At 44.3% G+C, this 11,768-nt stretch carries 12 protein-coding genes; all 12 read right to left on the bottom strand.

Annotation, left to right across the window (positions count from 1 at the left end):
• Positions 1-231: 231 nt before the first annotated feature.
• The 12 genes from ispF to V7L97_RS09325 all read right to left on the bottom strand — a co-directional run bounded on the left by ispF (position 232) and on the right by V7L97_RS09325 (position 11,574).
• Complete coding sequence (gene ispF / locus V7L97_RS09380) at positions 232-708, bottom strand: 2-C-methyl-D-erythritol 2,4-cyclodiphosphate synthase (RefSeq protein ID WP_333655336.1); 477 nt, start codon at positions 706-708, stop codon at positions 232-234.
• A complete protein-coding gene (ispD, locus tag V7L97_RS09375) occupies positions 705-1,463 on the bottom strand; it encodes a 2-C-methyl-D-erythritol 4-phosphate cytidylyltransferase (RefSeq protein WP_333655334.1) in 759 nt (252 codons plus the stop codon). Before ispD ends, ispF begins: the two co-directional genes overlap by 4 nt.
• A 181-nt stretch (positions 1,464-1,644) precedes the next feature.
• Positions 1,645-2,637, bottom strand: a complete 993-nt coding sequence (locus V7L97_RS09370; protein ID WP_333655333.1) for a PIN/TRAM domain-containing protein — start codon at positions 2,635-2,637, stop codon at positions 1,645-1,647.
• 76 nt (positions 2,638-2,713) lie between these two features.
• Positions 2,714-4,171, bottom strand: coding sequence for a DegQ family serine endoprotease (locus V7L97_RS09365; RefSeq protein ID WP_333655332.1), 1,458 nt, complete (start codon positions 4,169-4,171; stop codon positions 2,714-2,716).
• 16 nt (positions 4,172-4,187) lie between these two features.
• Positions 4,188-6,068 (bottom strand): selenocysteine-specific translation elongation factor, encoded by a 1,881-nt coding sequence (gene selB / locus V7L97_RS09360; RefSeq protein WP_333655331.1) that lies wholly within the window; start codon positions 6,066-6,068, stop codon positions 4,188-4,190.
• Positions 6,065-6,688, bottom strand: coding sequence for an imidazole glycerol phosphate synthase subunit HisH (gene hisH, locus V7L97_RS09355; RefSeq protein WP_333655330.1), 624 nt, complete (start codon positions 6,686-6,688; stop codon positions 6,065-6,067). Before hisH ends, selB begins: the two co-directional genes overlap by 4 nt.
• Positions 6,689-6,699: 11 nt before the next feature.
• On the bottom strand, positions 6,700-9,072 hold the full coding sequence (locus tag V7L97_RS09350; RefSeq protein ID WP_333655327.1) for a DNA internalization-related competence protein ComEC/Rec2: 2,373 nt from the start codon (positions 9,070-9,072) through the stop codon (positions 6,700-6,702).
• A gap of 242 nt (positions 9,073-9,314) precedes the next feature.
• A complete protein-coding gene (glmM, locus tag V7L97_RS09345) occupies positions 9,315-10,664 on the bottom strand; it encodes a phosphoglucosamine mutase (RefSeq protein WP_333655326.1) in 1,350 nt (449 codons plus the stop codon).
• The gene (locus V7L97_RS09340) at positions 10,661-10,876 is read right to left on the bottom strand and encodes a YbbR-like domain-containing protein (protein ID WP_333655342.1); all 216 of its coding nucleotides are present in this window, start codon (positions 10,874-10,876) and stop codon (positions 10,661-10,663) included. The genes glmM and V7L97_RS09340 overlap by 4 nt, the downstream gene beginning before the upstream one ends.
• A gap of 6 nt (positions 10,877-10,882) precedes the next feature.
• The gene (locus V7L97_RS09335) at positions 10,883-11,053 is read right to left on the bottom strand and encodes a hypothetical protein (protein WP_333655324.1); all 171 of its coding nucleotides are present in this window, start codon (positions 11,051-11,053) and stop codon (positions 10,883-10,885) included.
• A complete protein-coding gene (locus V7L97_RS09330) occupies positions 11,037-11,312 on the bottom strand; it encodes a CdaR family protein (protein ID WP_333655322.1) in 276 nt (91 codons plus the stop codon). The genes V7L97_RS09335 and V7L97_RS09330 overlap by 17 nt, the downstream gene beginning before the upstream one ends.
• A 1-nt stretch (position 11,313) precedes the next feature.
• Positions 11,314-11,574, bottom strand: coding sequence for a diadenylate cyclase (locus V7L97_RS09325; RefSeq protein ID WP_333655339.1), 261 nt, complete (start codon positions 11,572-11,574; stop codon positions 11,314-11,316).
• Positions 11,575-11,768: the final 194 nt, after the last annotated feature.

Raw genomic sequence — 11,768 nt, 5'->3', positions numbered from 1 at the left:
CCGCCTTTTTTGTTTGACAGAACTTATATTTTCTGATAATTTTAGATTACGAATAAACCGCAAAAAGAAAATACTGCAAAGACACTGCTTGATATCTCAAAGGCTATAATTATTGCATTCATTATCGGTGGATTTATCCCTGATTCTCCGCTAAAACTGGTAGACATGATTTTAGCAGGAGTTATTTCAATAACTTTTACTTTGCTGCAATGATTTTATGTGGAATTCATCTCAACTTCTGATCTCCTTTAACAAACACACCGCCTGTGCAGCAATGCCTTCTTCCCTTCCAACAAACCCCATTGCCTCGTTTGTCTTTGCCTTGATGTTTATAATTGCCGGAGAAATCCCTGCCTGTGAGATAGTATCTTTCATGGATTCTATATAAGGTGTGATTTTTGGCTTCTCAGTTATGATGATGGAATCGATCCATACAATCTCAAGGCCCTTTGATTTTACAAGATCAACGATGTGTCTTAAAAGCATGATGCTTGAGGCGTCTTTCCATCTGTTGTCAGTATCAGGAAAGTGTTTTCCTATATCGCCTGCACCCATTGCACCGATAATCGCATCGATAATTGCATGACAGAGCACATCGCCGTCTGAATGCCCGAGAAGGCCTTTTTCAAATGGGATATCGATGCCGCCGAGGATGAGCCTTCTACCCTCAACGAGCCTGTGCGAATCGTAGCCGATACCAATCCTCATGCCTTAAGCAATGCCTCTGCAATGTTTATATCCTCAGGCGTGGTTATTTTAATATTCCTGTATGAGCCCATTATGATCTTAACCTTTCCGCCGTAACGCTCAATCAGAGCAGCGTCATCTGTAGCGTAATATTTATCAGTAGCAGCCTTCCCGTATGCGTCCCTTATCTTTTCAAAGAAAAACACCTGCGGCGTCTGAATTGCCCACAAAACATTGCGGTCTAAAGTCTTTTCGACCAGCAACTTTTCCGGGGACTGTCCTGAATCTACGGCTTCGCCCGTAATTCTGGGACAGTCCCCTCTGCTCGGTCTTTTGGCCTCTTTAATTGTATCCTTGACAGGAACACCAACCACAACCCCTTCACAATCCCGCAACTCGGCCAGTGCCCTCCTGATAAGGTCGGCTCCTATGAGGGGCCTCACTCCGTCATGTATCAACACAACCGATGTTTTATCATCGAGTACCTTAAGGGCATTGTAAACAGAGTCCTGTCTCTCCTGTCCGCCGGGCACTATGCGCTTTACCTTTGTGATATTGTATTGCTCTACGAGGTCGCCGCACACAATCAAGTCGTCTTCTTTCAGTACAGGGATTATTTCCGCTATTTCCTCGATGCCCTGAAGCGTCTTGAGTGTCCATATAATCAGCGGTTTTCCCAGGAGGGGATGGAAGGGTTTGTTTTTTTCTTCGCCAAACCTCTTTCCAAGCCCTGCTGCAGGGACTATGGCAACAACTCTATCCTTCTTGGCTTTCATCGAACCGCTTCTAATATTTGATTACTTATTCTGCACATTAGTCCAAAATCCGAAATCCTAAATTCTAATATCTAAATCCTGATCAAATTATAAACCCAAACAACCCAAATTCAAAAAATTTTAACCATTACAACATTAGATACTGTTTAGGATTTAGTGCTTAGGGCTTAGAGTTTGTCTTTTACTCTTCTTCCTTCAGCTTGGCAAATATCATCCTTCCTGCTGTTGTCTGTAAAACACTGGTGACAACAACTTCCACGTTCTTGCCTATAAGCCTCCGTGCATTTTCTATAACAACCATGGTTCCGTCATCGAGGTATGCAACACCCTGATTGTATTCTTTGCCCTCTTTTACAATGAATAGATTGAGTGCCTCACCAGGCAATACTACAGGCTTGAGGACATTGGAAAGCTCATTTATATTCAGTACAGATACTCCCTGAAGCTGTGCAACCTTATTCAGATTAACGTCATTGGTAATTACCTTTGCATTCATAAGCCTTGCAAGGGCTATAAGCTTTGCATCCACTTCCTTTATTTTAGGGAAGTCCTCTTCCACTATCCTGACCTCAATATTGGACATCTTCTGTATCCTGTGCAGCACATCGAGGCCCCGTCTCCCTTTCGTCCTCCTCATGGGGTCCGGAGAATCCGCTATGTACTGGAGTTCCTGAAGAATGAACTGAGGAATAATAAATGTCCCTTCCACAAATCCTGTCTCGATAACATCTGCGATGCGTCCATCGATGATCACGCTCGTGTCTAAAATTTTAAGGTCTTCTTCCAATTCCTGTCCTTTAAACAATCGCATGATTGCCGGAATTGTGAGATTCTTGCCCCTGTGCAAGCCGACAAAAAGTCCGCCGTAGCCCAGGATTGCATTCAAGACAAACGAAGACAGCATACGGATTTCATAGGTAATGACATACCTAAGCGGCAGTAAGATCAGATTGGCAAAGATAAGTCCAATGCTCAGTCCTAAAAGGCCTCCAAGGATGGAGCCAAAAGAGACCGTTCTCAGCCTTGACTCTATAATTATCGAGACGATTCCAAAGAAAAGACCTGCAATTAATCCTTCGGCTACAAATCCGTATTTAAGACCGTATAAATAGCCTGCAAATACAAAGACCGAAGCTATGGCTATCCTTTTACAAAGATGTTTAAAAATATTCACCTCCCTTCCTAAAATACAGGTAAAGGCAGAGGTTAAGGTAAAGACAAGAAATTTTTACCTTTGCCTCTACCTGTCTTTATTGCGGCGGCAGAGCAACATAAAACTTCTTGCCGCTGCGATTTATAAACAGCAAAACAGAATCGCCAGGCCTTGTCTTTGAGGCCATTTTATTGAAATCATTCAAACTGTTAATCCTCTGTCTGTCTATCTCCTGCACAACATCTCCCTTCCGCAAACCCGCATCCTCAGCAGATGAGCCGCGTTCGACCCTGACAATAACAACGCCCTTTTCATCCCTGTCTATTCCGAGCTGTTTTGCAATGGCGGCATTGAGATCCATAACCGTTATTCCTGATAGCGCATTATCGCTCATATCCATGCCCTGCGAAGAACTTGGAACTACATCTCCGAGGTCTGCAGGCAATTCCATTATGGTTGCCCTCACGGCTATCTCCTTGTCGCGTCTCAATACCTTTATCTCAACCTGCGAGCCGATCCTGCTCTGTGCAACCATATTCCTCAATGTGGCTACATCCCTTACCTTCTTCCCATTAAACTCAAGGATAATATCTCCCCGCATGATGCCTGCCCTGTGTGCCGGACTGCCTTTGGCAACGTCGCTCACAAGGGCGCCCTCTGACTGCTCAAGTCCGAACTTCCGGGCTATATCCGGCGTAAGCTCCTGAATTGTAATGCCGAGCCATCCCCTTGTTACCTTGCCCTGTTTTATCAATTGATCCATAACAATGCGGACCATATTAGTCGGGACAGCGAACCCGATGCCCTGATATCCGCCTGTTTTTGAAAATATGGCGGTATTGATCCCTATCAACTCGCCTTTGATATTCACTAAAGGCCCGCCTGAATTTCCCGGATTTATTGCAGCATCCGTCTGTATGAAGTTCTCATAATCGGTAATGCCCACATCTGCCCTTCCAACGGCACTGATGATGCCCATCGTCACCGTGTGGCTCAGGCCAAAGGGATTTCCTATAGCGAGGACAAATTCTCCGACCTGCAGTTTGTCGGAATCTCCCCATGGGAGCATAGGGAGTCCTTTTGCATCTATCTTTATAATGGCGATGTCGGTTTTAGGGTCCGAGCCAACAACCTTTGCCTTAAAGCTCTTTTTATCCATAAGGACAACCTTTATCTCATCCGCCTGCTCGATTACGTGGTTGTTTGTAACTATATACCCGTCCGATGACACAATAACCCCGGAGCCGAGGCTCTGCTCCTTCCATTTTCTTCCCCTTCCGTCAGGGAACGGATACAGGAAATCAAAAAATTCATCGAATGGGGAGGGGTGTCTCTTTACCACCTTTGTGCTTGAGATATTGACAACCGCAGGGGATACCGCCTTCACAATCTCTGAGAATGCACGGCTCGTCTCCTCTATCTGCTTCGGCACACGGGGTGCAAACGGCGTGTACGATGTGGCTACCGTCTTCTTACCGAGGAGATAATAAGTAATTCCACCGAGCAAAAATCCTATAAGAAGTATAGCGGGTATCCAGAGTAATCGCCTTTTCATACTTTCTATTTTATTGTTATTTTAACATGAATTTTCGAATATCACCAACCCTCAGTGTAATCCTGTTGGAATCCAGATACTCAAGAAATGGAAGGGCATATTTGCGGGAAGTGCCCAGGACATCCCTGAATTCAGCCACTGTCATCTCTTTCTTTTTTGCATAGAAATCTTTAAGCAAATTAAGCATTTTATCATACTGCCCTTTTGTTATATGTATGGAATCATTAATCCTTATAACAGCGCCCTCCTTCACAAGAAGCTTCAAAAGGTCGGTAATCTCTTTTTCGGAAATGGATAATTTCTGCGCAAGCTCTGATTTCATGGGTGGCTGAAAACCATCCCCATTCAGGGCGCTAATGATCTTGCCTTTGATTCCTTCATCCATATGCGACAGGGATACCTTAAAGTCCTTTAGCCTTACTATGTCCTTCTCCACCACGATATCAGGCATCAATGAAATAAGCACCGAGAAGTGAGTTGTATGCGGCACTTTAGCCTTTAATTCTTCTTTGGGTATGCCTGGTTTTAACGGATTCTCTTTATGGAACCGGCCGAGGGTTGCTTTTACTGTATCTCTGAATAAATTAAAGCTATCGCTGTGCATGAGAATATCTTGGCTTTTAATAAGTTTTCCAGACTTCACCAGTTCTTCTATGGCTGTCTTAATCTCGGGGATATTGCCCTGTATCCAGCCTTCAATCTCAGATAGAGCACAGCCTCTAAAATGTGACTTTTTAACCTTTACACCGATCTTCTCCTTTATGCTTGCTTTCTCAAGGATTATGAGATCTTCTATTCCTTCCTTTTTCTTTCTTTTAGCCGGGTAAGGGTCGAGGATTTCGCCTCCGCCTATGGTTTTAAGTGGTGAAAATCTCCTGATAATGTACCTGTCTCCTGATAAGACTATAACAGGATCTTCAAGCCTGAACTGGCAGTAGCAAGATTCCCCTGCCTTTATCTCATCTTTGTCATAAAGTACAATCCTTGCAATGGTCTCGGAAGTGCCTGAATAAAAGTGCACAAGGCTTCTGCTTTTGACGGCTGGTGCATCTGCGAGCATCTCAAGCCTTGCGTCTATCACCCTTGTGGGAATAAAGCGGTCTGGAGGGACGACTACATCGCCCCGCTTCAGAGATTCCTTGTCAATACCCTGAAGATTGATCCCTATCCTCTGCCCGGCATAGGCTTTTTCGACGCTCTTGCCGTGGCTCTGCAAACCTCTTACCTTCGATGCAATCTTTGAAGGGAGTATTTCCACAGGTGCTTCCAGCGATATTGCTCCTGATAAAGCAGTGCCTGTTACCACAGTTCCAAACCCTTTCAGCGTAAAGACCCTGTCTATGGGAAGCCTGAACAGGCCTTCTATTAATTTGGGTTTTACATTTTTAGCAACTTCTTTTATCTTCTCCTTCAGCAGGTCTATATTCATGCCTGTTTTTGCCGATACAGAGATTATCTCTGCGTTCTCAAGGAATGTGCCTTTTACAAATCCCCTCACATCATCGATTACAAGCTGGAGCCAATCTTTGTCAACAAGGTCTGCCTTTGTTATTGCCACAATCCCTGCCTTGATCTTCAGCAGTTCGCAGATAGCGAGGTGCTCCCTGCTCTGCGGCATAATCCCTTCATCCGCAGCAATGACCATTAAGACAATATCGATGCCCCCGGCGCCTGCAAGCATGTTCTTTATAAGACGCTCGTGCCCCGGCACATCGACGATTCCGACGGTAAGGCCGTCAGGATAGGAAAGGTTGGCAAAGCCAAGGTCGATGGTGATGCCTCTTTCCTTTTCCTCCTTTAACCTGTCGGGGTCAATGCCTGTGAGTGCTTTTACGAGAGAGCTTTTGCCATGGTCGATGTGGCCGGCAGTTCCGAGGATTACGCTTTTAATGCTCATTGTTTTATCACAAACTCTTTAAAGCCTTTGAGGATCTTTAGGCCAAGTTCCTGGCTTTTTTCCGGATGGAACTGTGTTGCAAATATGTTGTCCCTGCAGATCATCGATGTAAATTCAAACCCGTAATCCGTTGTCCCTGCAACAATATCTTTATCTTCTGGTGCAACATAATAGGAATGGACAAAGTAGAAATAGGAATTGTCCTGTATCCCGTCAAATACAGGCGGCTTCTTGACAAACCTTACTGCATTCCAGCCCATGTGCGGAATCTTCAGGTCTGAACCTGCATCGAATTTGAATTTCAGAACCCTTCCCCTGAACACATCCAGTCCCTTGCAGATACCGAACTCTTCAGACTCTGTAAACAATATCTGCAATCCAAGACATATGCCTAAATAAGGCTTGCCCTTTTGAGTCTCTTTCACAATAGAGTCGAGGAGCTTAAGATTATCAAGGTTTTTCATGCAGTCTCTGAATGCGCCCACACCCGGAAGCACTATGCCTTTTGCGTCAGCAAGAACCTTCGGGTCGGATGTAATCTTCACATCAGCGCCGATTTTCATGAACCCCTTTTCAACGCTCCTGATATTGCCCATCCCATAGTCAACGATAGCTATCATAGTCTTTGATTCTACCATACGAGAAAAAGTTTTTTAAAATTCATTAGCTCATCCCTGACAGTCTTTGCTTCCGTGAATTGCAAATCCTTCCACGTCTTTATCCTAAGCCTTCCATCGGGCAGTTCCTTAATACCAATAGCCCCTTCCTTGTCGGTTCTGAATATTTTTACGCCATCAAGCATATCGAGTGCTTCGTCATGCGGATGGTTGTATGAATTTTTTCTTCCAACGCTTATCACGGCAATATCTGCAGAAACAGCAGAAACAAACACCTGCGACGAGGATGTGCGGCTGCCGTGATGGGGGACTTTCAGGACATTGCTTTTAAGATATTTTCCAAAATGCGACAGATCTTCTTCTGCCTCTTTTTCAATATCTCCTGTAAAAAGAAAAGTATTCTTATGGCCCTGAATCCTCAAAACAATGGAATCATTATTCCCATCGCTGTCTTTTGAATGCATTGTGTAAAAACCATCATAGGGATGAAGGACAGTAATTATGTATCCACTCCCTTCAATAACATCGCCCCTCTGTAGTTTTCTAATCCGTAAGGGGGACCCCTTTTCTGCATGAGGCGCACAAGGCTCCCTCTGCAATAATTCCACAAACCCTTGGGGATAAATAAGCCTGCCGTTGTCCCATACCTCTTGAATATTAAAATTCCTTAAAAGATGAAATATTCCACCTGCGTGGTCGGATTGTCCGTGAGATAAAATAATTGCATCGATATTTTTGATTCCTCTGTATTTTAAAAACCCGCCTGTCTGAAAACCCTTTCTGCCAGTATCTATCACAAGGGTCCTCTTATCAGGAAGCTCAACCACTGCAGAATCTCCCTGCCCCACATCAAGATAGGTGATGCTTATTCCCCTGTGCTCAGAAAGTTTGATGCCAGCGTAAAAGACAATCGGAAGAATTGCAATACCAACCGGAATGGCTATAGACGATAGGCGATAGGCTGAAGGATGGAAAGTTAAAAAAACATAAACCAGAATCCCGAGATAAAACATAACCAGCAATACAGGAGGGAATGCGGGAATCTTTATGTCTGCAAAATTCCACTGTGCAGTGTACTTTATTGCATCAAGAACGAAAATTGTAATCGCATCGATAAACGAAGATAGCGGGAAAACACCTGAAGCAAGAAAAACAAACGAAGACACGAGGGATAAAGGAAGAATAACAAATCCGATAACAGGTGTAATAATAAGATTTGTAATGGGTGATACGAGAGAAAAATAATGGAAATAATAGGCAACAAGCGGTGCAGTTCCGATGCTTGCAGCAAGGGAGATTTTCAGAGCAGTAGCGCAGTAGCGCAGTAGCGCAATAGGCAACAGTTTAAACCGTTTGAACTGTTCAAGCCGTTCTGCTACTTTCTGCCCCGGAAAGTCTGCGACTTTCTGGGGATCACATCTGTTGCCCTGCTGCTCTGCTGATCTTCCGTCCATTTGTTCTGCAACCATTCCTATGCATAATACAGCGATAAAAGAGAGTTGGAATGAGAGGTCGAGGATCGAATCAGGCTGGATTAAAATTATCACGACTGCTGCAAAAAGCAGTGTATTCAGCCAGAACCCTTTTCGATGAATGAGAAGACCGAAGAGGAAAAGTGTAATCATAATAAAAGACCTTATGGAAGGTATGCTCATGTCCGATATTCCGAGATAGCCGATCATAAATGGAATGCATAAGATTGCAGCAATTTGAGAAGGAGTAAGATAAAGCGTCAATCTGACAAGCATATTATACGGCAATGCCTTTACGAGAAATCTGAACAGTCTGAACAAGATAAACAGCAATAAACCGAAATGTGCCCCTGATATGCTCAGTATATGCGCAAGTCCTGTGGCATTAAATGCATCCCTCGTCTCCTTTGTCAGCAAACTGCGCTCTCCTGTTATTATAGACATAAGAAAAGGAGATGATTCCGAAGAAAAATTCCTCTTCATGAAGTCATTAAGCCGTGTTCTTAACCTCTTAAAAAATCCGTTAGGATTACTGCCGGCATCCTTGATCTCAACGGCATATCCCGAAAGGAGATTATGATTGCTCCCCGGATTCAAAGAGTATGCATCCTTAGGGATCTGCACCTTGATGTGGTACATCCTGTCTGAAAAGAGCACCCTATTGCTTATTAATCGCAATTCTTTTAAATTCTCCGGCCCTCTGATTTCTATTCTCTGTGAAAAGGCTGCCACGCCTTGATATGATTCAGAATCCAACGGAACGGCTTCTGAATTTGCCACACCTCGAACCTCTATAGTTTCACCGGCAATATGAGAAAGGGGAAGCGCCGGGATGTATCTCAGCTTTGCATAATAAAAACCTGATGTTGTTATGATAGCAATGATAAAAACATGAAATAATGTTTTCCGTGTCATTGCGAGCCGTAGGCGAAGCAATCTCAATAGGAATGGGATTGCTTCGTCACTTTGCTCCTCGCAATGACAGTCTATCCGTTTTCTGAATTTTGAAAAAGCCAGCAGGAGTATCAATATCAGGGATATAAAAATGCTTGAAAAGGGGAAAAATCTATTAACATAAAAAAGTGATGTGCCGCAGATGAATGAAAGAAAATAAACCATAATTAGTTATAATGAGCGAAAAATCATGGCCTGCCGTACTATCCCCCGAGCTTTTTCTTTATAACGTCTGCTATATCCTCTGCTACTGCCTTCGCCATGCCGCCGTCTTCTGCCTCGACCATAACCCTTACCTTCGGCTCTGTGCCAGAAGGTCTGACAAGAATCCTTCCCCTGCCGGCAAGCTTCCGGGTTGAATTCTCGACAACCCTTGTTATCTCAGGAACCTCTTTAAAATCCTTTTTCCCTGAAACCGGAACATTTAAAAGCACCTGCGGATAAAGCTCTATATCCGATGTCAGTTCCGAGATAAGCCTGTTCTTTTTCCTCATGAGATACAGCACCTGTAAAGCAGTAATAGGGCCATCTCCCGTAGTATTGTAATCAAAAAATATTATGTGTCCCGACTGCTCGCCGCCAAGGTTATACCCGCCCCTTTTCATTTCCTCGACAACATATCTGTCCCCTACCTTTGTCCTTATTAACTTTATCCTCTGCCTTGCCAGATACTTCTCGATCCCGAGGTTTGTCATAACCGTTGCCACAACACTATTACCGATGAGCTTCTCCTCTTTTTTAAGCTCCGATGCCCATATGCCCAGTATCATATCGCCATCCACAATGCTGCCCTTCTCATCCACGAAAAGCGTCCTGTCTGCATCGCCGTCATGTGCTATCCCGATGTGGGCATTGTGTTCCTTTACTGCCTTGGCAGCACATTCCAGATGCAATGAGCCGCAGTTGTCGTTTATATTAACGCCGTCTGGTTTGTCATTTATGGATATTACCTCTGCACCAAGTTCTCTCAAAAGCCATGGAGTAACCTTATAAGCAGCGCCGTTGGCAGCATCTACAACTACCTTTAAGCCTCCAAGGTCTATTCCTTTGGGAATCGTTGATTTGATGTACTCTATGTATCTGCCTGCTGCGTCATCGAGCCTGTATGCCCTTCCAACCTTTTCATTTGTTGGCCTTTTAGCTGGAAACCTCTCATCTGCCACGAGTTGTTCAATCTCTTTTTCCAGATCATCCGATAACTTAAAACCTGCGGATGAGAATATCTTGATGCCGTTATCCTCGAATGGATTGTGAGAGGCCGAAATAACGATTCCTGCATCGAGCCGCAATGTGCGTGTTAGAAAGGCAATGCCGGGGGTCGGTATAGGCCCGACAAGGGTAACGTTCATTCCCATAGAGCAAATGCCTGAGGTTAAGGCACTCTCAATCATATAGCCCGAAAGCCGCGTGTCCTTTCCTATCAGTACCATGTTCCTTCCATGGTCGGTCTTGAGGGCAGATGCGATTGCCATGCCTATCCTTAAAACATTTTCAGGGGTCATGGGAGACCTGTTTACCTTGCCCCTTATGCCGTCCGTGCCGAATAATTTCATTTTCCAATTCTCCTGATATTAATTTTCACGGTCACCTCTGATGCCTTTGTCCTTATATTTCTGCTGTTTGTATTAATCCTTACATTCTGTGTCATATCAGAATCCATACCCGTAACATCTATAGCCTCTGTCCGCAACAAAGAAATCCTTGCTATTTCTGTTTTTGCACCCTCTGTCTCCATAACAGAAGGCTTTACATCTATGGATTTTATTCTATATCACTTTTCAGGCGTGCCTACAACATACGCCTTCACAGGCACTGTCTTTGAAGTGGATTCATCCAGAGTCACCTTCACACTGACAGGCTCGATCCTCTGGACCTTTATTGTCCTCGGTATTATTACATTGTCCTTATCAAAATAGTATACTGCTTCACCTTTCTTTTGCATTGGACATGTCAATAACAACCCTTGCATCCATAGGCCTTAATGCCTTCAAAAGCCTCTCGTGTCCGCTTATATTGAGACTCACTCTTTTAATGTTCTGTCTTAGGATTTCCAATCCCTTCGGCACATCCTTAAATTCAAGCGGAATATCAATAGCCATCTCGGACTGCCCCCTGTATGTAACAAAAAACCAGAGGGACATGGCAAGGGCCACTGACAATACTTTTAAGCCTATATCGCTGAATATCCCTTTTTTCTTCATTTCATCTTTTCTCTTTCTTCGATTCCGCAAACAGGTCTGTGAGCATATCCCTCAATGTCCCCATATCAATGTGTGTCTCCAGTTTACCGTGAATTGCCACGGATATAGTGCCTGTTTCCTCGGAGACTATGATAGCGACAGCATCCGTCTCTTCCGTAATGCAAATACCTGCCCTGTGGCGTGTACCGAGGGCCTTGCTCACATCGGTGCCAAGGGTAATAGGCAAAAAACAGCCTGCTGCAACAACCCTGTTTCCACGAATTACAACCGCACCGTCATGTATCAGTGATGCGGTGGAATATGCTCAGGAGCAGTTCCTTTGAGACCTTTGCATCAAGGGGCGTTCCTATCTCCACATAATCCTTAAGGCTCACATCCTTTCGATAACTATCAATGCGCCGATCTTTCTATTTGCTAATCCCACTGGTGTTAACCTCAAGCATTTTGCCGTTCGGG

Origin of the sequence: Dissulfurispira sp. (genome assembly GCF_036745535.1) — a bacterium.
Classification (GTDB): Bacteria; Nitrospirota; Thermodesulfovibrionia; order Thermodesulfovibrionales; family Dissulfurispiraceae; genus Dissulfurispira.
This window is presented reverse-complemented; position numbering and strand designations above follow the sequence as displayed.